Origin of the sequence: Kitasatospora sp. NPDC058965 (assembly GCF_042741245.1) — a bacterium.
In the GTDB taxonomy this organism is placed as follows: domain Bacteria; phylum Actinomycetota; class Actinomycetes; order Streptomycetales; family Streptomycetaceae; genus Kitasatospora.
Genome location: NZ_JBHYKG010000046.1, coordinates 15,185 through 37,406 on the forward strand (window position 1 = coordinate 15,185; position 22,222 = coordinate 37,406).

Genomic DNA, 22,222 nt, shown 5'->3' on the forward strand with positions numbered 1-22,222 from the left:
TGTCACCCCCACCCGGCACCATGGGGGCATGGCGGACCAGCACCTCCCCACCGACCCCCTGGCCGGCTTCGCCCCGGCCACCCGCGCCTGGTTCGAGGCCGCCTTCGCGGGCCCGACCGGCGCCCAGGCCGGTGCCTGGGCCGCCATCCGGGAACAGAGCGACGTGCTGGTGGTGGCCCCCACCGGCTCCGGCAAGACGCTGGCCGCCTTCCTCTCCGCGCTGGACCGCCTCGCCACCACCCCGCCGCCCGCCGAGCCGCGCAAGCGCCTGCGGGTGCTCTACGTCTCCCCCCTGAAGGCCCTCGCGGTGGACGTGGAGCGCAACCTGCGCGCCCCGCTGGCCGGTCTGCGCCAGGCCGCCGTCCGGCTCGGCCTGCCCGAGCCCGAGGTGCAGGTCGGCATCCGCTCGGGCGACACCCCGGCCGCCGAGCGGCGCAAGTTCCAGAGCCACCCGCCGGACATCCTGATCACCACCCCCGAGTCGCTCTTCCTGCTGCTCACCTCCGCCTCCCGGGAGGCGCTGCGCGGCGTCGACACGGTGATCCTGGACGAGGTGCACGCGGTGGCCGGCACCAAGCGCGGCGCCCACCTGGCGCTCAGCCTGGAGCGGCTGGACCAGCTGTTGGAGCGCCCGGCCCGCCGGATCGGCCTGTCCGCCACCGTCCGTCCGGTGGAGGAGGTGGCCCGCTACCTCTCCCCGCAGCGCGGCGCCACCGTCGTCCAGCCCCCCGCCGCCAAGGAGTTCGACCTCTCGGTGGTGGTCCCGGTGGCCGACCTGGGCGAGCTCTCCCCGGCCCCGGCCACCGAGGGGTCGGAGCAGGCCCGGGCGAGCATCTGGCCGCACGTCGAGGAGCGGATCGTGGACCTGGTCCAGGCCCACCGCTCCACCATCGTCTTCGCCAACTCCCGCCGGCTGGCCGAGCGGCTCTGCAACCGGCTGAACGAGATCGCCCACGAGCGGGCCACCGGCGCACCGCCGGCCGAGGCGCACGCCCCGGCCGAGCTGATGGGCGGCTCCGGCGCGTCCCGCGGCGCCCCGCCGGTGCTGGCCCGGGCCCACCACGGCTCGGTCTCCAAGGAGCAGCGCGCCCAGGTCGAGGAGGAGCTCAAGGCCGGCCGGCTGCCCGCGGTGGTGGCCACCTCCAGCCTGGAGCTGGGCATCGACATGGGGGCGGTCGACCTGGTGGTGCAGGTCGAGTCGCCGCCCTCGGTCGCCTCCGGCCTGCAGCGGGTCGGCCGGGCCGGGCACCAGGTGGGCGCGGTCTCCACCGGCGTGGTCTTCCCCAAGTACCGCGCCGACCTGGTGCAGTCCGCCGTGGTCACCGAGCGGATGCGGGCCGGGCGGATCGAGGCGCTGCGGGTCCCGCGCAACCCTCTGGACGTCCTGGCCCAGCAGCTGGTGGCGATCTGCGCGCTGGACAGCTGGGACGTCACCGAGCTGCTCACCCTGGTCCGCCGGGCGGCCCCGTTCGCCACCCTGCCGCAGTCCGCCTTCGACTCGGTGCTGGACATGCTGGCCGGCCGCTACCCCTCGGACGCCTTCGCCGAGCTGCGCCCCCGCCTGGTCTGGGACCGGGTGGCCGGCACCGTGACCGGTCGCCCCGGCGCCCAGCGCCTGGCCGTCACCTCCGGCGGCACCATCCCGGACCGCGGCCTGTTCGGCGTCTTCATCGCCGGTGCCGACGCCAAGAAGGGCGGCGGCCGGGTCGGCGAGCTGGACGAGGAGATGGTCTACGAGTCCCGGGTCGGCGACGTCTTCACCCTCGGCACCAGCTCCTGGCGGATCCAGGAGATCACCCACGACAAGGTGCTGGTCACCCCGGCCCCGGGGGTGCCGGGCCGGCTGCCGTTCTGGAAGGGCGACGCGTTGGGCCGCCCGCTGGAGCTGGGCCGGGCGCTGGGCGCCTTCGTCCGCGAGCTGGGCGCGCTGCCCGAGCCCGAGGCCCGGCAGCGGCTGCTGGGCGCGGGCCTGGACGACTGGGCGGCCGACAACCTGCTCGGCTACCTGACCGAGCAGCGCCGGGCCGCCGGCCACCTGCCGGACGACCGCACCATCGTGGTCGAGCGGTTCCGGGACGAGCTGGGCGACTGGCGGATCGTCATCCACTCCCCCTTCGGCGCCCAGGTGCACGCCCCCTGGGCGCTGGCGCTGGGCGCCCGGCTGCGCGAACGGCACGGCCTGGACCCGCAGGTGATGCACGGGGACGACGGCATCGTGCTGCGGCTGCCGGACGCCGACCTGCTCGACTTCCCGTCACCCGACGCACCGTCCGTCGACGAGGCGCCGGTCGGGGCCGACGCCGCGCTCTTCGACCCCGCCGAGGTCGAGCAGCTGGTCACCGACCAGGTCGGCGGGTCGGCGCTGTTCGCCTCCCGGTTCCGCGAGTGCGCCGGCCGGGCCCTGCTGCTGCCCCGGCGCAGCCCCGGCAGGCGCACCCCGCTCTGGCAGCAGCGCCAGCGCGCCGCCCAGCTGCTGGAGGTGGCCAGCGAGTACGCCTCCTTCCCGATCGTGCTGGAGGCGGTCCGCGAGTGCCTGCAGGACGTCTTCGACCTGCCCGGCCTGGTGGAGCTGATGCGCGATCTGGAGTCGCGCGCCGTGCGCCTGGTGGAGGTCACCACCCCCGAGCCCTCCCCCTTCGCCCGCTCCCTGCTCTTCGGCTACGTCGCCCAGTACCTCTACGAGGGCGACTCGCCGCTCGCCGAGCGCCGGGCCGCCGCGCTGGCCCTGGACTCCCGGCTGCTGGCCGAGCTGCTCGGGCAGGCCGAGCTGCGCGAGCTGATCGACCCGGCGGTGCTGGCCGGGCTGGAGGCGGAGCTGCAGCGGCTCACCCCGGAGCGCCGGATCAAGGACGTCGAGGGGGTGGCCGACGCGCTGCGGCTGCTCGGCCCGCTCGGCACCGCCGAACTGGCCGAGCGCGGCGCCGACCCGGCCTGGCCGGTCGAGCTGCAGGCGGCCCGCCGGGCGATCGAGGTCAGGATCGCCGGCGAGCAGCGCTGGGCCGCGGTCGAGGACGCCGGGCGGCTGAGCGACGCGCTCGGCACCCCGCTGCCGGTCGGCGTGCCGGAGGCGTTCACCGAGCCGGTGAAGGACCCGCTGGGCGACCTGCTGGCCCGCCACGCCCGCACCAACGGCCCGTTCACCGCCCGCCTGGCCGCCGCGCGGTTCGGCCTGGGCACCGCCGTGGTCACCGGCACCCTGCAGCGGCTGACCGCCGCCGGTCGGTTGGTCCAGGGCGAGTTCCGGCCGGTGGAGGCGGGCGGCACCGGCGAGCCCGAGTGGTGCGACGCCGAGGTGCTGCGCCGCCTGCGCCGCCGCTCGCTGGCCGCGCTGCGCCAGGAGGTGGAGGCGGTGCCGCCGCGCGCGCTGGCCGCCTTCCTGCCCCAGTGGCAGCACCTGGCCGGCCATCAGCTGCGCGGCGAGGACGGGCTGTTCCGGATCGTGGAACAGCTGCAGGGCGCGGTGCTGCCGGCCTCCGCGCTGGAGCGGCTGATCCTGCCGGCCCGGCTGACCGACTACCAGCCCGACCGGCTGGACCGGCTGATGGCCCAGGGCGAGATCGGCTGGGTCGGCGCCGGCGCGCTGCCCGGCAAGGACGGCTGGATCAGCCTGCACCTGGGCGAGGCGGTCGACCTGGTCCGCCCCGACCCGCTGCCGCTCACCCGCACCCCGCTGCACGACGCCCTGCTGGCCGCGCTGGCCAGCGGCTACGGCCTGCTCTTCAAGGACCTGTGCGCCCAGGTGCCGGACACCCCCGAGCCGGAGACCGTCGCCGCGCTCTGGGACTTGGTCTGGGCCGGCCTGATCACCAACGACACCCTGGCCCCGGTCCGGGCCCTGCTCGGCTCCGGCCGCACCCCGGGGTCCACCGCGCACCGGGCGCCGCGGGCGGTGCCGCGCGGCCGGTACGGCGGGCTGGGCCGGGTCCCGGCCCGGCCCGCCGACCCGACCGTCGGCGGGCGCTGGTCGCTGCTGCCCGCCGCGGCCGAGCCGACCGCCCGGGCCGCCGGACAGGCCCAGGTGCTGCTGGACCGGCACGGCGTGCTGACCCGCGGCACCGTGCAGGCCGAACGGGTGGCGGGCGGCTTCGCGGCCGTCTACCGGGTGCTCGCCGCCTTCGAGGAGCGCGGTCGGGCCCGCCGCGGCTACCTGGTCGAGGGGCTGGGCGGGGCCCAGTTCGCCATGGACGGCGCCGCCGACCGGCTGCGCTCGGTCAACTCCCGGCTGGAGCGGGCCGGCGCCGCCGACTGGCCCGAGCAGGCCGGCACCCCGGCCGGCCGGCCGCAGGCCCAGCTGCTGGCCGCCGCCGACCCGGCCAACGCCTACGGCGCCGCACTGCCCTGGCCCGAGCCTCCGGGCGACGGGACCGGCGCGCACCGCCCCGGCCGCAAGGCGGGCGCCTTGGTGGTGCTGGTCGACGGGGAGTTGGTGCTCTACCTGGAGCGCGGCGGCAAGTCCCTGCTCTGCTGGACCGAGGACGAGCAGCTGCTGGGCGCAGCCGTGCCGGAGCTAGTGGCGGCGGTCCGGGCGGGCCGGCTGACCGGCCTGACGGTGGAGAAGGCCAACGGCGAGCAGGCGCTCGGTTCAGCCCTGGGTGCGGTCCTGGAGGGCGCCGGTTTCCACGCCACCCCGCGCGGGCTGCGGCTGCGCGGCTGACTCCACGGCGGCCGGGTCGACGGCGGCCGGTCGACGGCGGACCGGGCCGCTGCTGCGCTGGTCGCAGTGGACCGGCAGCACGCCCAGGCTCCACCCGCCGAGGGTGAGCAGCGCGAACAGCGCACCGGGCCCACCGGAAGGCGGACCCGGCGTCAACAGGAACCACAGCAGCACACTGAGCGGCACGGCCGACGCCAGCAGGCGCAGGCCGTACGGAATCGGCAACCGGCGGCCGCCCGAACCTATTCGGCCCGACGGACCGCCCTCACTGGAGCGGTGCACTCGCGCGTTCCCCTCTCGTCCCCCCATGGTGGGCGAGAACCCCGGACGGGGCGACCCCGGTCGGGCGAGGTCAGGCGGCGACGACGTCCACAGCCGCGGCCTTCGGAGTGATCGAGCTCATCCGCTCGCCGGGCGCCGGCAACTGCACGGGCTCCAGCACCGGACGCAGCAGGTCGTCCTCGGACAGGGCGGCCATCGCGGCCAGCTCGGCCAGCGACAGCTCGTCGCTCACCTCGCGCATGACCTCGGACATCCGGACGTCGAGCGCGTCGCAGATCGCGGAGAGCAGCTCCGAGGAGGCCTCCTTCTGCCCGCGCTCCACCTCGGAGAGGTACCCGAGGGACACTCGTGCGGCGGCCGACACCTCGCGAAGTGTGCGGCCCTGGCGCTGGCGCTGCCGACGCAGCACGTCACCCAAGAGGCGACGGAGCAGGATCATCGGTGGCTCCCTCCTCGGACTGCGGATCGAGATGTCACGTCCCCACCGTACCGCCTTGCCCGCGTCGTGTGCGGGGACCGTGGTCGTGTTCACTCTGGGCTGCAAGGCTCTCCCCTCCCCTGTTGTTCCCGCCCCGGGCGCAGGCACGCCCCTCGTAGAGAGAGGTTCCCCGGATTCTGGCTGTTCAGCCGTTGTTCAGTTGACGCCCGTGGCGCCGGTCGCACCACGGCGAGGCCCCGCGTGCGCCAGAAACAGCTCCAACGCGCCGTCCACGGCCTTGCGTCGGATTGTGGCACGGTCTCCCGACAGGCGGGGCGATCTCACCAGAGTTCCGCCCGGACCGGCGAAACCGAGGTGCACTGTGCCGACTGGCTGACCGTCCTGCGGCTCGGGACCGGCCACTCCGGTCGTCGCCAGCCCGTAGTCGGCGCCGAGCAGCCGGCGGACCCCCTCGGCCATCTGACGGGCCACCACGGGGTGCACCGGACCGTGCACCGCCAACAGTCCCTCGTCCACCCCGAGCAGCCGCGCCTTGAGCTCGGTGGCGTAGGCGGTCACCGAGCCGCGGAAGGTCGCCGAGGCGCCCGGCACGTCCACCAACCGGGCCGCCAGCAGCCCACCGGTCAGCGACTCGGCCACCGCGAGGGTGGCCCCCTGGCCGGACAGCGTGCGGTGCACCTGCTGGGCCAGCGGGACGAACTCGGTCATCACGCCTCCCGGCCCCGCAGGACCTCCTGCCGACGGCCCTCGCGGCGCAGCTGCACGGCCTGGCGCACGTAGTCGGCGCCGGTGCCGAGCGTCAGCAGCACCGCCAGGCCCATCAGCACCGCCCGACCGGTGGCGAGCCAACCGGTCAGCGGCAGCACGTACATGCCCACCGCGATGCCCTGGGTGAGCGTCTTGAGCTTCCCGCCGCGGCTGGCCGGGATCACGCTGTAGCGGATCACCCAGAACCGCAGCAGGGTGATGCCGAGCTCGCGGGCCAGGATCACCACGGTGATCCACCAGGGCAGGTCGCCCAGTACCGACAGGCCGATCAGCGCCGCACCCATGATCGCCTTGTCCGCGATCGGGTCGGCGATCTTGCCGAAGTCGGTGACCAGGCCGCGCCGCCGGGCGATCTCGCCGTCGAACAGGTCGGTGATCATCGCGATCGCGAAGGCCGCCCAGGCCACCGCGCGCCACTTGGGGTTGTGCCCGCCGTCGGCGAAGAGCAGCGCCACGAAGACCGGCACCAGTGCCAGCCGCAGCATGGTGAGCATGTTCGCCAGGTTCCACACCGAGGGCACCGCCGGACGGGCGGCCCCCGGCCGGGCCGGGCTGGCCGCCGCCGGGCTGCCCGGCCCCCCGGTCATGCTCCGGCCGCCGGACGGACGAGCTCGATCGCCTCGGCCACCAGGTCCACGCCCTCGCTGGCGGTCACCACGGCGCGGTAGAACTGGCCGACCGCGGCCCCGGGGACGCCGGTCAGGGTGGTCAGGCCGTCGGTCTCCGGCGCCTGGTGGGCGGCGCGGCCGACCACCTCACCGTCCTCGATGCCCTCGACCAGCACCTCGACCTCGGTCCCGATCCGCTGCTCGGCCCGCTGCGCGGTGAGCTCCTCGGCCAGCCGGGTGAGCTTGGCCAGCCGGTCGGCCACCACGTCCTCGGGCAGCTTGCCGTCGAAGCCGGCCGCCTCGGTGCCGTCCTCGTCCGAGTAGCCGAAGACGCCGATGGCGTCCAGGCCGGCCTCGGTGACGAACCGTTCCAGCTCCGCGAAGTCCTCCTCGGTCTCGCCCGGGAAGCCCACGATGAAGTTGGACCGGGCGCCGGCCTGCGGGGCCTTGGCGCGGATGGTCCGCAGCAGCTCCAGGAACTGCTCGGTGTTGCCGAAGCGGCGCATCCGGCGCAGCACGGCCGGGGCCGAGTGCTGGAAGGAGAGGTCGAAGTAGGGCAGCACGCCGGCCGTGCCGGTCATCGCGTCGATCAGGCCCGGGCGCATCTCGGCGGGCTGCAGGTAGCTGACCCGGACCCGCTCGACGCCCGGCACCGCGGCGATCTCGGACAGCAGCGTCTCCAGCAGCCGGATGTCGCCGAGGTCCTTGCCGTACGAGGTGTTGTTCTCGCTCACCAGGACCACCTCGCGGACGCCCTGGCCGGCCAGCCAGACCGCCTCGTTCAGCACGTCGGCGGGGCGGCGCGAGATGAAGGAGCCGCGGAAGGCCGGGATGGCGCAGAAGGAGCAGCGGCGGTCGCAGCCGGAGGCCAGCTTGATCGAGGCCACCGGGGAGTCGTCCAGCCGCTTGCGCAGGGTGCGCGGGCCCGAGGCGGGCGCCACGCCCTCCGGCAGGTCCTGCGGGGCGCCGTGCCCCGGCAGCGCGATCTCGGCGGCCGCGGCCTGCCGCTCCACCGGGGTCAGCGGGAGCAGCTTGCGGCGGTCGCGCGGCAGGTGCGGGGCGTGGTGGCCGCCGGACAGGATGGTCTGCAGCCGGTCGCTGATGTCGGTGTAGTCGTCGAAGCCGAGCACCCCGTCGGCCTCCGGCAGCGCGTCGGCGAGCTCCTTGCCGTACCGCTCGGCCATGCAGCCGACGGCGACCACCGCCTGGGTGCGGCCGTGACCCTTGAGGTCGTTGGCCTCCAGCAGGGCGTCCACCGAGTCCTTCTTGGCGGCCTCGACGAAGCCGCAGGTGTTGACCACGGCGACATCGGCCTCGGCGGCGTCGTCGACCAGCAGCCAGCCATCGGCCTCCAGTCGCCCGGCGAGTTCCTCGGAGTCCACCTCGTTGCGGGCGCATCCGAGCGTGACAAGGGCGACTGTACGGCGTTCAGGCATAGGGCCAAGATTAACGCGCGGCCCCCGGTGCCGTTTCCCCCGCCGGGCCGCGCGGCGAAGCTTGGGTGGATTTCGCCGCCCTCAGCCCGCCTGCGGGTCCCCCGGCGTGTACGTGAGGTGCACCACCTGGCCGTCCTTGCCGGCCGGTCCGAGGTCCTTGCCGTTGACGTACAGGTGCACGGCCGCCGCGTTGCCGATCACCAGCTTCACCTGCTTGGGATCGGTGAAGGTCTGGTCCTTGCCCTCGTCCAGGTTGTTCTGGAAGAGCGACTTGCCCTGGCCGTCCAGCGCGGAGACCCAGCTGGTGCCGCCCTCGGCCACCAGCTTCACGGTGACCTTGTCCGCGGGGGCGGCGGCGATCGGGGCCGCGCTCGGCACCGGGGCCGGCGGCTGGGCCGACGGCGAGGCCGGGGCTGCGGTCGAGGGCAGCGGCGCGCTGGCCGCGCCGACCGACTCCTTGCCGGGCTTGCCGGCCGCCAGGTTGTAGCCGATCAGCAGCACCACCGCGGCGATCGCCACCAGCATCGCCACGGTCCAGTTCGGCCGGCTGGAGGCCGCCTTGATCCGCTTGGCCTCCATCGCGGCCACCGGCGAGATCCGCACCGGCTCGGTGCCGTGGATCGCGTCGTACCGGGCCACCAGCGCCTCGCCGTCGGCCCCCACCGCGCGGGCCAGCGCCCGCAGGTGGCCGCGGGCGTAGAAGTCGCCGCCGCAGCGCGAGAAGTCGTCGGCCTCGATCGCGAGCACGATCGGCACCCGGACCCGGGTGGCGGCGCTGACCTCGTCCACCGTCAGGCGCGCGGCGAGACGGGCGTCGGCCAGCACGCGGCCGATGCTCGGGCCGCTGTCCGGAGCGGCGCCGGCCGGTCCCGCGGCGGCGGAGGGGGATCGGCGGTTGTCGTGGTGGGAAGACTTGCCGACGGTCACTGGGCACGCCTTTCGAGCGGAGGCCACCTGCTGAGAGAACAGTCTAGGGGTGCTGACAAAACGTTTCTCAACCGGAGCTGGCCCGAATGCGCACCCCGGCTTGAAGGTGCGTCAGCCCGGCCCGCCCCGGTGCTCCGCCTACCCGCGGATGATCGCCAGAACCCCGTCCAACTCGTCCGGTTTGACCAGGACGTCACGCGCTTTCGAGCCCTCGCTGGGGCCGACGATGCCGCGCGACTCCATCAGGTCCATCAGCCGGCCCGCCTTGGCGAAGCCGACCCGCAGCTTGCGCTGGAGCATCGAGGTGGAGCCGAACTGGGTGGAGACCACCAGCTCGGCCGCCTGGATCAGCAGGTCGAGGTCGTCGCCGATCTCCTCGTCGATCTCCTTCTTGGGGCCGCCGGTCACCGTGACGTCGTCCCGGTAGGTGGCGGCCAGTTGGTCCTTGCAGTGCTGGACCACGGCGGCGATCTCGGCCTCGGTGACGAAGGCGCCCTGCATCCGGACCGGCTTGGAGGCGCCCATCGGCAGGAAGAGCGCGTCGCCCTTGCCGATCAGCTTCTCCGCGCCCGGCTGGTCCAGGATGACCCGGGAGTCGGCCATCGCCGAGGTGGCGAAGGCGAGCCGGGACGGCACGTTGGCCTTGATCAGGCCGGTCACCACGTCCACCGAGGGGCGCTGGGTGGCCAGCACCAGGTGGATGCCGGCCGCGCGGGCCAGCTGGGTGATCCGGACCACCGAGTCCTCGACGTCGCGCGGGGCCACCATCATCAGGTCGGCCAGCTCGTCGACGATCACCAGCAGGTACGGATACGGCGTCAGCTCCCGCTCGCTGCCCAGCGGCGCGGTCACCTTGCCGGCCCGCACCGCGGCGTTGAAGTCGTCCACGTGCCGGAACCCGAAGGCCGCCAGGTCGTCGTAGCGCAGGTCCATCTCGCGGACCACCCACTGCAGCGCCTCGGCCGCCTTCTTCGGGTTGGTGATGATCGGGGTGATCAGGTGCGGGATGCCCTCGTAGGCGGTCAGCTCGACCCGCTTGGGGTCGACCAGCACCATCCGCACCTCGTCCGGGGTGGCCCGGGCCAGCACCGAGGTGATCAGGCAGTTGATGCAGCTGGACTTGCCCGCGCCGGTCGCGCCCGCCACCAGGATGTGCGGCATCTTGGCCAGGTTGGCGAGCACCGTGTGGCCCTCGACGTCCTTGCCCATGCCGACCACCATCGGGTGGGTGTCCTCGGCCGCACTGCGCGAGCGCAGCAGGTCGCCGAGGTTGACCATCTCCCGGTCGCGGTTGGGGATCTCGATGCCGACGGCGGACTTGCCCGGGATCGGGCTGATGATCCGCACGTCCGGACTGGCCACCGCGTAGGCGATGTTCTTGCCCAGCGCGGTGATCCGCTCGACCTTGACCGCGGGGCCGAGCTCCACCTCGTAGCGGGTGACCGTCGGGCCGCGGGTGAAGCCGGTGACCTTGGCGTCCACCTTGAACTCGGCGAAGGTGGCGGTCAGCTGGGCCACCACCTCGTCGTTGAGCGCGCTGCGGGCCTTGGCCGGGCCGCCGCGCTCCAGCAGGTCCAGCGGGGGCAGCGCGTAGCCGCCGCCACCGAGCAGCTGGAGCTGCTCCATCCGGGCCGGTGCGGGGCTGTGGTCGAGCGGCCGGGCGTCGGCCGGGTCCGCGGCGCCCGCGGCCGGGCCGCGGGCCGGCGGCACCGAGGGCTCCTCCGGGGCCGCCGTGCGGTCCTGCACCTGGTGCATCATGCTGGCCACCGCCGGCGAGGCGGGCACCCCGTGCACCAGCGCGCCGTCCAGGTCGGCGGCCACCCCGGCGGCCAGGTCCCGGGTCTGGAACGGGTCCGGGGCGAAGGCGTCGTCCGGCACCGCGGCGGGCAGCTCCTGCTCGGCGGCCGGCTTGCGGCGGCCGCGCCGGCGGCGCCGGGCCCCCAGCTCGTCGCCGGGGTCCTCGTCGGAGACGGTGTACGGCAGCGCCTCGGGGTCGGCGTCCTCCGGCGGCGCGGTGGAGTACTCGCGCTCGCCGGTGCCGTACTCCGGGTCCGCCCCCTCGTCCGGCAGCGGCTCGACCACGCCGAGCTTCTCGCCGAGCAGCCGCAGCCGCTCGGGGATCTTGTTGATCGGGGTGGCGGTGACCACCAGCAGGCCGAAGAAGGCGAGCAGCAGGAGCAGCGGGACCGCCAGCGGCGGCCCGGCGGCGGCCATCATCGGGGTGGAGGCGCCCCAGCCCAGGATGCCGCCGGCCCCCCGGATCCGGGTCGCGCCGCTCTGCATCCCGGGCGCCCCGCACCCGATGTGCACCAGGCCGAGCACCCCGACCACCAGCGTGGACAGGCCGATGACGATCCGTCCGTTCGCCTCCGGCACCTCGGGGTGGCGCATCAGCCGCACCGCGATCGCCGCCAGCAGCAGCGGGACCAGCACGTCGAGCCGGCCGAACAGGCCGCTGACCACGCTGGTGGCGGCCTGGCCCAGCCAGCCCTGCGGACTGAACCAGGTGCCGGCCGCGGTCACCAGGGCCAGCGCCAGCAGCAGCAGGCCCAGCCCGTCCTTGCGGTGGTGCGGGTGCAGGCCCTTGGCACCGTCGCCGAAGCCGCGGAAGACCGCGCCGACGCTGTGCGCCACACCGAGCCAGCAGGCGCGCACGGCGCGGAAGAGTATCGGGGACCGGGACGGCGGCGGGGCCGGCACCGGTCGCGGCGGGGCGGTCCTGCGGGCCGCGGCCTTCTTGGCGGGGGCCTTCGCGGACGGCGCGGCGGGCGGCTTGGCCGCCGACTTGCGCGCGGCGGCCTTCTTCGCCGGCGCGGCCTTCTTCGCCGCCCCCGAGCTGGACTTGCGTGCCGCGCTGCCCGGCGTCCGTGTGGCCATGGCACCAGAGCCTACCGGCGGGCCGCAGCACCGGACACATGACCGACCGTCATGCCCCTGGCGTGTCGCCGGACCCGGCCGACACGCCGCACCGGCCCGCCGTTCTCACCCGGGCGGCGCAGTGCGGCGCCCCACCGGGCGACGCGGCGTCAGGTCCGGTCCGCGCCGGGGCGCAGCGCCTCCAGCGCCGCCCGCAGGCCGGCCAGCTTCCGCTCCAGGTGCGCGGCGGTGGCGGCGGCACCGGCCTCCGGCGAGTCGTCCAGCTGCTTGGTCAGCGCCTCGGCCTGCTCCTCCACCGAGGCGAGCCGGGCCGACAGCTCGGCCAGCAGCGGCTCGGCGCTCTCCCGGCCGATCCGGCTGTCCTCCTCCAGCTGCAGCCGCAGCAGCGCCGCCTGCTCCTTGAGCTGGCAGTTCTTCATGTAGAGGTCGACGAAGACGGAGACCTTGGCGCGCAGCACCCACGGGTCGAAGGGCTTGGAGATGTAGTCGACCGCACCGGCCGCGTAGCCGCGGAAGGTGTGGTGCGGACCGTGGTTGATCGCGGTCAGGAAGATGATCGGGATGTCCCGGGTGCGCTCGCGGCGCTTGATGTGGGCGGCGGTCTCGAAGCCGTCCATCCCGGGCATCTGCACGTCGAGCAGGATCACCGCGAAGTCGTCGGTGAGCAGCGCCTTGAGCGCCTCCTCGCCGGAGGCGGCGCGCACCAGCGTCTGGTCCAGGGCCGACAGGATGGCCTCCAGCGCGAGCAGGTTCTCCGGTCGGTCGTCGACCAGGAGGATCTTCGCTTTCTGCACCACGACCCGCCCTCCTGCCGGATAGCCCACCTGTTTCCCGCGCGACGGCACCCGTGTACCGCCCGCCACTGACCCGGTCATGCTAGCCGCACCCCCTTGCCCAGCCCTATCGGATGCCCGAACCCGGCGGTACCGTCCTGCGCACCGTCGTCATCCGGTTACTGTTCGCAACGATGAGTGACCCTAGCGGGTTCCCGGTCCGGCCCGCCAGTAAACGCCGATGTCCGGGCGCTACCCGCGCGCCCCCAGCCACTGGCGCATCACCGCCAGCAGGTGGTCGGTGTCCACCGGCTTGGTCACGTGGTCGGAGGCGCCCGCCTCGATGCTCTTCTCCCGGTCGCCCTTCATCGCCTTGGCGGTCAGCGCGATGATCGGCAGGCCGGCGAACTGCGGCATCCGGCGGATCGCCTCGGTGGTCGCGTACCCGTCCATCTCCGGCATCATGATGTCCATCAGCACCAGCGCCACGTTCTCGTGCTGCTCCAGCACCTCGATGCCCTCGCGCCCGTTCTCCGCGTACAGCACGGTCAGGCCGTACTGCTCCAGCACGCTGGTGAGCGCGAAGACGTTGCGCACGTCGTCGTCGACGATCAGCACCTCCTCGCCGTCGAACCGGCCGGAGAACGGCTCGCCCGCCCCGCCGTGCGGCACCGGCGACGCCTCGTCCCGCGCCTGCGGCAGCGTCTCGGCACCGGGGGTGCGGCGCCGCTTGGCCGCGTCCCGGCGCCGCTCCAGTGCCAGCTCGCGCACCTCCTGGGCCCAGTGGTCGGCCGGGTTCTCCCCCACCGGCACCGGCTGGCCGATCGGGGTCACCCCGACCGCCGCCCGCACGGAGCCGCCGGGCAGGGCGGCCCGCTCCGGCGAGCCGCCGGGCGCGTCGCTGCGCAGCGGCAGGTAGAGGGTGAAGGTGCTGCCCGCGCCCAGCTCGCTCTCGGCGTGGATCTCGCCGCCGAGCAGCCTGGCGATCTCCCGGCTGATCGACAGGCCGAGACCGGTGCCGCCGTACTTGCGGCTGGTGGTCCCGTCGGCCTGCTTGAACGCCTCGAAGATCTCCCGCAGCTTCCCGTCCGGGATCCCGATCCCGGTGTCGGTGACCGAGAAGGCGACCAGCCGGTCGTCCGGCGAGTCGATCTGGCCGGTCTCCAGCAGCTGCTCCCGGACGTGCTGCGGCACGTTCTGGCCGGACGGCCGGATCTCCAGCCGCACCGCGCCGGCGTCGGTGAACTTCACCGCGTTGGAGAGCAGGTTGCGCAGTACCTGCTGCAGCCGCTGCTCGTCGGTGTGCAGGGTGGGCGGCAGCTCGGGCGAGACGGTGACGGTGAAGTCCAGGCCCTTCTCCGCCGTCAGCGGGCGGAACGCCGCCTCCACGTAGTCGGTCAGCTGGACCAGCGCGATCCGGCTCGGGCGGACGTCCATCTTGCCCGCCTCGACCTTGGACAGGTCCAGGATGTCGTTGATCAGCTGGAGCAGGTCGGAGCCGGCGCCGTGGATGGTGTCGGCGAACTCGACCTGCTTGGCGGACAGGTTGCCCTCGTTGTTGTCGGAGAGCAGCTTGGCCAGGATCAGCAGCGAGTTGAGCGGGGTGCGCAGCTCGTGCGACATGTTGGCGAGGAACTCGCTCTTGTAGCGGGAGGCGAGTGCGAGCTGCTCGGCGCGCTCCTCCAGCACCTTGCGCGCCTCCTCGATCTCGCTGTTCTTGATCTCGATGTCGCGGTTCTGCTGGGCCAGCTGCTCGGCCTTCTCCTGGAGCTCCTCGTTGGTGCGCTCCAGCTCCTCCTGACGGGCCTCCAGCTCGGCCGACCGCATGGAGAGTTCGGCGGTCAGCCGCTGCGACTCCAGCAGCAGGCCCTCGGTCTTGGTGTTGACGCTGATGGTGTTGACGGTGACGCCGATCAGGTCGGCGACCTGGTTCAGGAAGTCCATCACCACGGTGGTGAAGGTGCTGAAGGTGGCCAGCTCGATCACCCCGAGCAGCCGGCCCTCGAAGAGCACCGGCAGCACCACCACGTGGGCCGGCTGGGCCTCGCCGAGCGCGGAGGAGATCCGCAGGTACCCGGGGGGCGCCTCGGTCAGGCTGATCGGGCGCTTCTCGATCGCCGCCTGGCCCACCAGCGACTCGCCCGGGCGGAAGCTGGTCGGCATCGACCGGCGCTGGTAGCCGTAGGAGCCGATCAGCCGCAGCACGGTGTCCGTCTCGTCGTCGTCCTCGGTGACCATCTCCGAGGAGCGCCCGGCCGGCTGGGCCAGGAAGAAGGCGCCGTGCTGGGCCGAGACCCCGGGGGTCAGCTCGCTCATGATCAGCGCGGCCACCGCCTCCAGGTCGCGCTGGCCCTGCAGCAGGCCGGAGAACCGGGCGATGTTGGTCTTGTGCCAGTCCTGCTCCTGGTTGGTGCGGGTGGTCTCGCGCAGGTTGGCGATCATCTGGTTGATGTTGTCCTTGAGCTCGTCGATCTCGCCGGAGGCGTCGACGTCGACCCGCAGGGACAGGTCGCCGCGGGTCACCGCGGTCGCCACCTGGGCGATCGCGCGGACCTGGCGGGTCAGGTTGTTGGCCAGCTCGTTCACCGAGTCGGTCAGGTCGCGCCAGGTGCCGTCCACCCCGGGCACCCGGGCCTGGCCGCCGAGGCGTCCGTCGGTGCCCACCTCGCGGGCCACCCGGGTCACCTCGTCGGCGAACGAACTCAGCTGGTCGACCATGGTGTTGATGCTGGTCTTGAGCTCCAGGATCTCGCCCCGGGCGTCCACGTCGATCTTCTGCGACAGGTCGCCGCGGGCCACCGCGGTGATCACCAGGGCGATGTTGCGCACCTGCCCGGTGAGGTTGTTGGCCATCTGGTTGACGTTGTCCGTCAGGTCCTTCCAGATGCCGGCCACGCCGGGCACGTCGGCCTGGCCGCCGAGGATGCCGTCGGTGCCCACCTCACGGGCCACCCGGGTCACCTGGACGGCGAACGCGGACAGCTGGTCGACCATCGTGTTCAGGGTGCCGGCCAGCGCCGCGACCTCGCCCTGCGCCTCGATGGTGATCTTCTTGGAGAGGTCGCCGCGGGCCACCGCGGTGGCCACCTCGGCGATGTTGCGCACCTGGCTGGTCAGGTTGTTCGCCATGAAGTTGACGTTGTCGGTCAGGTCCTTCCAGATGCCGGAGACCCCGCGCACCCGGGCCTGGCCGCCGAGGATGCCGTCGGTGCCCACCTCACGGGCCACCCGGGTCACCTCGTCGGCGAACGCGCTCAGCTGGTCGACCATCGTGTTGACGGTGGTGACCAGCTCCAGGATCTCGCCGCGGGCGTCGACGGTGATCTTCTTCGACACGTCGCCGCGGGCCACCGCCGTGGTCACCTCGGCGATGTTGCGCACCTGGCTGGTCAGGTTGGACGCCATGAAGTTGACGCTGTTGGTCAGGTCCTTCCAGGTCCCGGAGACCCCGGGCACGGTGGCCTGGCCGCCCAGGATGCCCTCGGTGCCCACGTCCCGGGCCACCCTGGTGACCTCGTCCGCGAAGGCGGACAGCTGGTCGACCATGATGTTGATGGTGTTCTTCAGCTCCAGGATCTCGCCGCGCGCGTCGACCTGGATCTTCTGCGAGAGGTCGCCGCGGGCCACCGCGGTCGTCACCTGCGCGATGTTGCGCACCTGGTCGGTGAGGTTGTTCGCCATGAAGTTCACCGAGTCGGTCAGGTCGCGCCACACCCCCGCGACCCCGGGCACCTGCGCCTGACCGCCCAGCCGCCCCTCGGTCCCCACGTCCCGCGCCACCCGGGTCACCTGCGCGGCGAAGGAGTTGAGCTGGTCCACCATGGTGTTCACGGTGTTCTTCAGCTCCAGCATCTCGCCGGCCACGTCCACCGTGACCTTGCGCGACAGGTCGCCCTTGGCCACCGCCGTGGTCACCTCGGCGATGTTGCGCACCTGCGCGGTCAGCCGGCCGGCCATGGTGTTGACCGAGTCGGCCAGGTCCTTCCAGCTGCCGGACACCGAGCGGACCCGGGCCTGGCCGCCGAGCTTGCCCTCGGTGCCCACCTCGATGGCCACCCGGGTCACCTCGTCGGTGAACTCCGAGAGCTGGTCCACCAGGCTGTTCACGGTCCGGCCGACCTTGAGGAACTCGCCGCGCAGCGGCTGGCTGCCGCCGTCCGGCAGGGTGGACCGCAGCTCCATCCGCTGGTCCAGGTCGCCCTCGGCGATCGACGAGAGCACCCGCCCCACCTCGGCCATCGGGCGGGCCAGGTCGTCGATCAGCGCGTTGCCGTTGTCCACCGCCGAGGCCCAGGCGCCCTCGCCCGCACCGTTCTCCAGCCGCGCGGTCAGCCGGCCCTCGCGACCGACGGCGCGGCGCACCCGGGCCAGTTCGCCGGTCAGGTGCTGGTTGCGCTCGGCCACCTCGTTGAAGACGGCGGCGATCTCGGCCATCGGCCCGTCGCCCGGAATGGTGAGGCGGCGGCGGAAGTTCCCGTCCCGCATCGCGGTCAGCGCGCCGAGCAGCTTGCGCAGCTCGGCGGGCTCGGCGCCGCGGCCGTGACCGGCCCGGCGCCCGGAGCCGCCACGGGGCGCGGCGGCCGCGCGCGCACCACGACCGGCGGGTGCACCCTTCGACCCGGTGGTGGCTTGGCCGGCAGCGTCCTTGGTGGCCGAACTCAACGGGACCCTCCCACGTCGCGGTTGGCTTGCTGTCCACGGACCGGCCGGAGCGCCGCTACCGCGGATCCCCCAGTCTGACAGTTCCGGCCACCCCGGATGACCCCCTTTGCACAGGCTCACACCGATGTGTGGGCGGTGTGGTGGGAAGAATCACTGCGAGTCGACCGTTTCGGTCCCCCTTGCCCCCGGGGAAGCCAGCCGGAAAGTAGGGTGGGACGCTGCGCCTCGCCCTGGCCGGGCCCCTGCGGGGTCCACCGACCGCCCCGGTGGCGCCAGGCACGACAGCCGTACCCGAAGCAGAAGAGGAGAAGCAGCCCGTGGTCACCGCGCGCGCAGCCGCCACCTTCGAGCCGGACGGCCGGTCGGCCTCGGCCGCGCGCGGTTTCGTCCGCGACGCGCTGCTGGGCTGGGGGCTGCCCGAGGTGGTGGACGACGCGGTGGTCCTGGTCAGCGAGCTGGTCACCAACGCCGTGGTGCACGCCGGGACGGCCGCCGAGGTGAGCTGCCTGCGCGAGGAGGACTCGGTCCAGATCGGGGTGACCGACCGCCACCCGGAACGCGGCCTGCCCGCCTTCGCGGCGACGCCGAGCGCGGGCACCGAGGAGTCCGAGCACTTCGCCGACGCCGAGGGCGAGGGCGGCCGCGGCCTGCTGATGTGTTCGGCGCTGTCCAGCCGCTGGGGCGTGGAGTACACCGCCGGGCAGAAGACGGTCTGGTTCCGGCTGCCGCTGCAGCGGGCGCTCCCGGGCACCCGGTACGCGCTGCCGCAGGCCCCGGGCGAGGTGCTGCCCAGCACCGACGGGCCGGTGCTGGTCGCCGTGGTGCAGCTGGACGCCGGGGGCCTGGTCCGCAGCTGGAACGCCGACGCGGAGGGCCTGTTCCGCCGCACCGGCGCCGAGGTGCTCGGCAGCCCGTGGGCCGAACTGGTGGTCTGGCCGGCCTCCCCCGCCGGCAGCCTGGCCGAGGTCCTGGGCCTGGCCCGCTGGGAGGGCTCGTACGGGATCCGCCGCGCCGACCAGCGCACCATCGAGGTCTACGGCTCGCAGGTGCGGGTGCTGGACGCCACCGGCTCGCCGGCCACCCTGTGCCTGCTGGTCCAGCAGCGCGACCGCGCGGTGCTGCGCACCCCCGACCGGGTCACGGTCGCGGGCGTGCCGGCCGGTGGCGGGATCGAGCCGCTGGAGCTGCTGCTGGAGTCGACGCCCACGGACGACCTGTCAACCCTGCTCCAGCACACCGTGGAGCGGGCCCGCGACCTGCTCGACGGCGACGCCTCCTACCTGCTGCTCACCTCCGAGGACGAGAGCGAGTTCGAGGTCCGGGCCAGCACCGGCCTGCCCGCCGGGCGGGCCCGGAACGTGCGGATCCCGCTCGACACCGGTCCGGCCCGCTACGACTCGGCCCGCCTGCCCGCCGTGCACGAGGACCTGGCGGTGCGGCCGGGCGCCGTGCCGCTGCTGGCCGGGACCGGCCTGCGCTCGCTGATCACCGTGCCGCTCAAGGTCGAGGGCCGACTGATCGGCTCGCTCGCGGTGGCCGCCGGCAGCCCGGGCAAGTACGACAACGAGCAGGCGCTGCGGCTGCAGTTCGCCGCCGACAAGATCGCGCTGACCGTGGAGAACGCCCGCCTGGCCGAGCGCGAACGGCGTCGCCGGGGCGCGCTCTCCTTCCTGGTCGAGGCCTCCGACCTGCTGGCCGGCACCTTGGAGCACGAGCAGACGCTCGCCCTGATGGCCCAGATGGCGGTGCCCACCCTGGCGTCCTGGTGCGCGGTGTACACCCTGGCCGAGCACAGCCGCACCGCCGAACTCGCCTTCGTGCTGCACGAGGACGAGGAGCGGATCGACCCGCTGCGCGCCCTGCTGCGCCGGGCGGCCGAGCCCGCCTCGGTCGCCGCCTCCGGCACCGCGTTCTGGAACGGGCCGGCCGAGGCGCTCACCCCGGCCGAACCGGCCGGGCTGATCGGCGAGACCGTGGTGCTGCCGCTGAGCGCCCGCAACCGGGTGATCGGCCTGCTGGTGCTCGGCACCCGGGCCGGGGTCCCGTTCCGCCAGGAGATCCTGGAACTGGCCGAGGACCTGTCCCGGCGGGCCGCGCTGGCGATGGACAACTCCCGGCTCTACTCCGAGCGCAACGCCACCAGCCAGGCGCTGCAGCGCAGCCTGCTGCCGCCGGAGCTGCCCAAGATCCCCGGCGTCGAGGTGGAGGTCTTCTACCAGGCCGCCGGCGAGGGCAACGAGGTCGGCGGTGACTTCTACGACCTGTTCCCGATTCGCGAGGGCACCTACGGCTTCGCGATCGGCGACGTCTGCGGCACCGGGCCGCAGGCCGCCTCGGTCACCGGGCTGGCCCGGAACTCGCTGCGCCTGCTGGCCCGCGAGGGACTGGCCGCGCCGCAGGTGCTCACCCGGTTGAACCGGGCCATCCTCGACGAGGGCAGCCGCGGTCGCTTCCTCACCCTGCTCTACGGCGAGCTGACGCCGCTCAGCGACGGGCGCACCGAGCTCAGCCTGGTCTGCGCCGGGCACCCGCTGCCGCTGCGGCTGCGGGCCGACGGCAAGGTGATCCCCGCCGCCAACTCGCAGCCGCTGCTCGGCGTGCTGGAGGAGCTGGAGCTGACGGCGGAGCAGCTGGTGCTGGAGCCCGGGGACGTCCTGCTCTGCGTCACCGACGGGGTGACCGAGCGGCGCGAGGGCCAGCGGATGCTCGGCGAGGAGGGGCTGGCCGAGGTGCTCACCGGTTGCACCGGGCTGACCGCCGGTGCCGTCGCGGCGCGGGTGCAGCGCGCCGTCGAGCGGTTCGCGCCCGAGCCGCCCTCGGACGACATGGCCATCATCGCGCTGCGGGTCCCGACCCAGCGCCGGGGCTGACGTGCACAGGCTTGGCGAACCATCGGCTGACTGATTATCAAATTCTCTGATTCACAAGGGTACAAGCCGGGTTGTCGCGGGTAGAGAACTGCTAGTCGGCGTTCCGCCCGCCCCGCGGGCCCTCACCGGCACCCCCGGGCCCCTGCGGCCACCGCGACGGCTGTCGATCCGCCGGCGCAGTCACCTCCCACCCCTTCTCTGCGGCCCCGCGCGCCCGCACACCTGCGCACGGACGCGGCCGGGCCACGCCCGAAAACACCTTCCGTACACGAAAGGAGCCTCCGGTGAGCAGTGACGCTTCCGGGGCCAACGCCCGATCCGGCGCACTCGACGCGGGTCCGCTCGGCTACCTCGCTCTCGGCCTGACCCTCCTCGCCTACGGCCTGCTGCAGAGCGGGGCGCTGTCCGGCACCGCTGTCGGCAACGCCGCGGGCCTCGCCCACCTGCTCGGTGGGATCACGCTGTTCATCGCCGGCCTGTGGCAGTTCCGCAGCGGCGACACCTTCCACGGCACCGCCTTCGCCGGGCTCGGTGCGTTCTGGGCCGCATGGGCGGCCGGCGCGGGTGCGGCGGCCGGCAAGAACGCCGCGGGGCTGTTCATGCTGCTCTGGACCCTGCTGGCACTCACCCTGGCGGCCGCGAGCTGGCAGTCCGGCTGGCTCGGTCGCGGGGTGTACGGCCTGCTGACGGTCTCCCTGCTGCTCGGCGCGATCGGCACCTTCGGTAGCAGCGGCGGCCTGGTCAAGACGGCCGGCTGGGTGGCGGCGGTGGCCGGCCTGGTCAGCTGGTACTCGGCCACCGCCGCGCTGACCAACAGCGGGTGGGGCCGGGCGGCGCTGCCGGTGAAGTGAGCCGGGGCGCTTGAGCCGAGGTGCTGAGTCCGGTCAGCGCACCGAGCTCAACGGGCGGGGTCGGTCGGGAGTCTCCTGGCCGGCCCCGCCCGCGCGCGCCCGGCGCAGCCGGGCGGCTCCGTACTGCACGGCGTACGCGAGCATCAGCAGCCAGACCGCCACCAGACCGTCGGCCCAGAAGTGGTTGGCGGTCACCACCACGACCGCGACCGTGATGACCGGGTGCAGCAGGATCAGCCAGCGCCACGGCGAGCGGGCCACCGCGATCACCGCGACGGCCACCAGCACGCACCAGGCCACGTGGACCGACGGCATCGCGGAGAGCTCGTCCGCGTGCATGCCGCCGATGCCGCCGGAGTAGACGGACTGACCGTACTGGGCCGCCAGGTCCACGAAGCCGCGGTCCGCCAGCATTCGCGGCGGCGCCACCGGGATGAACTGGATCAGCAGGCACGCGGCCGTCACCAGCACCACCGTGGTCCGCACCCAGGCGTAGCGCGCCCGGTGCCGCAGGAACAGCCAGAGCAGCACCACCAGCATCACGCCGAAGTGCATGCTCGCGTAGTAGTAGTTGGCCAGCCGCACCAGGACCGGGTAGGGCGTCACCGCACGCTGCCAGGAGGCCTCGTCCGGCAGGCCGAGGTTCAGCTCGGTCCGGTGGATCCATTCGGCGCGGTCCAGCGCGTGGTCGGTGGACATCACCGAGAGCTGGCCGACCAGCTGCCAGAGCGCGAACAGGGCCAGCAGGGTGCCGGCCTCGCGCAGCACCGCCACCACGGTCCGGCGGGCAGGCAGCAGCTTGTGCACGGCGTAGGACGCTCCGAAGAGCGCCACGGCCGAACCGCCGGAGCTCTGCCAGGAAAGGGTCAGGTTCTGCAACGCCGTGTGCCTCTCCGTGCCGCCTCGTGCTGCTGGCTGAGAGGGTAGCGCGCGGGCCCGAAAAGCGGAAAAGCCCTGTCCAAAATTTGGACAGGGCTTTCCCTGAATGATTGTTCGGCGGCGTCCTACTCTCCCACAGGGTCCCCCCTGCAGTACCATCGGCGCTGTAAGGCTTAGCTTCCGGGTTCGGAATGTA

The 22,222-nt window shown here is 73.7% G+C and carries 13 protein-coding genes and 1 rRNA gene; 3 read left to right on the top strand and 11 right to left on the bottom strand.

Going from position 1 to position 22,222, the window contains the following annotated elements; all coding sequences use genetic code 11:
- Positions 1-28: 28 nt before the first annotated feature.
- On the top strand, positions 29-4,654 hold the full coding sequence (locus ACFW1A_RS10855; protein ID WP_380407349.1) for an ATP-dependent helicase: 4,626 nt from the start codon (positions 29-31) through the stop codon (positions 4,652-4,654).
- Here the strand turns inward: ACFW1A_RS10855 and ACFW1A_RS10860 are convergent.
- From ACFW1A_RS10860 to ACFW1A_RS10900, 9 genes are all read right to left on the bottom strand, one after another.
- Positions 4,583-4,936: a hypothetical protein gene (locus ACFW1A_RS10860; protein WP_380407352.1), complete on the bottom strand. Its 354-nt coding sequence runs from the start codon at positions 4,934-4,936 to the stop codon at positions 4,583-4,585. The genes ACFW1A_RS10855 and ACFW1A_RS10860 overlap by 72 nt on opposite strands.
- 70 nt (positions 4,937-5,006) lie before the next feature.
- The gene (locus tag ACFW1A_RS10865; protein WP_110671393.1) at positions 5,007-5,375 is read right to left on the bottom strand and encodes a helix-turn-helix domain-containing protein; all 369 of its coding nucleotides are present in this window, start codon (positions 5,373-5,375) and stop codon (positions 5,007-5,009) included.
- Positions 5,376-5,570: 195 nt separating this feature from the next.
- Entirely contained in the window at positions 5,571-6,083 is a 513-nt protein-coding gene (locus ACFW1A_RS10870; RefSeq protein ID WP_380407354.1) for a CinA family protein, read from the bottom strand.
- Positions 6,083-6,730, bottom strand: a complete 648-nt coding sequence (pgsA, locus tag ACFW1A_RS10875) for a CDP-diacylglycerol--glycerol-3-phosphate 3-phosphatidyltransferase (RefSeq protein ID WP_380407356.1) — start codon at positions 6,728-6,730, stop codon at positions 6,083-6,085. Before pgsA ends, ACFW1A_RS10870 begins: the two co-directional genes overlap by 1 nt.
- Positions 6,727-8,187, bottom strand: a complete 1,461-nt coding sequence (gene rimO / locus ACFW1A_RS10880; RefSeq protein ID WP_380407358.1) for a 30S ribosomal protein S12 methylthiotransferase RimO — start codon at positions 8,185-8,187, stop codon at positions 6,727-6,729. Before rimO ends, pgsA begins: the two co-directional genes overlap by 4 nt.
- 81 nt (positions 8,188-8,268) lie before the next feature.
- On the bottom strand, positions 8,269-9,114 hold the full coding sequence (locus tag ACFW1A_RS10885; protein ID WP_380407360.1) for a helix-turn-helix domain-containing protein: 846 nt from the start codon (positions 9,112-9,114) through the stop codon (positions 8,269-8,271).
- 138 nt (positions 9,115-9,252) lie between these two features.
- Positions 9,253-11,991: a DNA translocase FtsK gene (locus tag ACFW1A_RS10890; protein WP_380407362.1), complete on the bottom strand. Its 2,739-nt coding sequence runs from the start codon at positions 11,989-11,991 to the stop codon at positions 9,253-9,255.
- A 149-nt stretch (positions 11,992-12,140) separates the two neighbouring features.
- Entirely contained in the window at positions 12,141-12,788 is a 648-nt protein-coding gene (locus ACFW1A_RS10895) for a two-component system response regulator (RefSeq protein ID WP_380407364.1), read from the bottom strand.
- Positions 12,789-13,016: 228 nt separating this feature from the next.
- A complete protein-coding gene (locus ACFW1A_RS10900) occupies positions 13,017-17,249 on the bottom strand; it encodes a HAMP domain-containing protein (RefSeq protein WP_380407372.1) in 4,233 nt (1,410 codons plus the stop codon).
- A gap of 494 nt (positions 17,250-17,743) precedes the next feature.
- On the opposite strand from ACFW1A_RS10900, the gene ACFW1A_RS10905 reads away from it, so the two are divergent.
- Positions 17,744-20,296, top strand: a complete 2,553-nt coding sequence (locus tag ACFW1A_RS10905; RefSeq protein WP_380407366.1) for a SpoIIE family protein phosphatase — start codon at positions 17,744-17,746, stop codon at positions 20,294-20,296.
- A 284-nt stretch (positions 20,297-20,580) separates the two neighbouring features.
- The gene (locus tag ACFW1A_RS10910) at positions 20,581-21,147 is read left to right on the top strand and encodes an acetate uptake transporter (RefSeq protein WP_380407368.1); all 567 of its coding nucleotides are present in this window, start codon (positions 20,581-20,583) and stop codon (positions 21,145-21,147) included.
- Positions 21,148-21,180: 33 nt separating this feature from the next.
- Here the strand turns inward: ACFW1A_RS10910 and ACFW1A_RS10915 are convergent, their stop codons facing one another.
- Together ACFW1A_RS10915 and rrf are read right to left on the bottom strand one after the other, a co-directional pair.
- Complete coding sequence (locus ACFW1A_RS10915) at positions 21,181-22,026, bottom strand: phosphatase PAP2 family protein (protein ID WP_380407370.1); 846 nt, start codon at positions 22,024-22,026, stop codon at positions 21,181-21,183.
- A gap of 112 nt (positions 22,027-22,138) precedes the next feature.
- Positions 22,139-22,222, bottom strand: a 5S ribosomal RNA gene (gene rrf, locus ACFW1A_RS10920); the annotation flags it as partial.

What these genes read in the sequence shown, in the direction of transcription:
- ACFW1A_RS10855 (WP_380407349.1), top strand. Translation starts at nt 29, where the DNA reads ATGGCGGACCAGCACCTCCCCACCGACCCCCTGGCCGGCTTCGCCCCG.
- ACFW1A_RS10865 (WP_110671393.1), bottom strand. Translation starts at nt 5,375, where the DNA reads ATGATCCTGCTCCGTCGCCTCTTGGGTGACGTGCTGCGTCGGCAGCGC.
- ACFW1A_RS10870 (WP_380407354.1), bottom strand. Translation starts at nt 6,083, where the DNA reads ATGACCGAGTTCGTCCCGCTGGCCCAGCAGGTGCACCGCACGCTGTCC.
- pgsA (WP_380407356.1), bottom strand. Translation starts at nt 6,730, where the DNA reads ATGACCGGGGGGCCGGGCAGCCCGGCGGCGGCCAGCCCGGCCCGGCCG.
- rimO (WP_380407358.1), bottom strand. Translation starts at nt 8,187, where the DNA reads ATGCCTGAACGCCGTACAGTCGCCCTTGTCACGCTCGGATGCGCCCGC.
- ACFW1A_RS10890 (WP_380407362.1), bottom strand. Translation starts at nt 11,991, where the DNA reads ATGGCCACACGGACGCCGGGCAGCGCGGCACGCAAGTCCAGCTCGGGG.
- ACFW1A_RS10900 (WP_380407372.1), bottom strand. Translation starts at nt 17,249, where the DNA reads ATGCGGGACGGGAACTTCCGCCGCCGCCTCACCATTCCGGGCGACGGG.